The following is a 364-nucleotide window of genomic DNA, read 5'->3' on the forward strand; positions in this document are numbered from 1 at the left end:
GCCGCTGAGACATACACGATGACGCGGTGGTCGAAACGAAAACAAGTTGAAAAATAAAGCTTGCAATTAAGTTTCGATGTATGATATATTCTAATTCCGGCCGAGAGGCTGGGACGAGAAATAAGCAAGTTTGTTCCTTGAAAACTGAACAATGAGCGACCTGTCAAAAGGTCATAAAATACGTCGAAACGACGATCGCCATCTGGCGAAAGTGTTTCTGACGAGCTAGTTTTTTGAATGAGCTAACAAGCAAATTCATTTGGCGCGAATGGCTCCGCCATTTCGCCTTTTATGGAGAGTTTGATCCTGGCTCAGGACGAACGCTGGCGGCGTGCCTAATACATGCAAGTCGAGCGGATCTTGT

The 364-nt window shown here is 45.6% G+C and carries 1 rRNA gene; it reads left to right on the top strand.

The features are described 5' to 3' along the window. Positions 1-288: 288 nt before the first annotated feature. A 16S ribosomal RNA gene (locus tag AC0LWF_RS27870) occupies positions 289-364 on the top strand; the annotation flags it as partial.

Source organism: Paenibacillus sp. sgz302114, assembly GCF_056120345.1.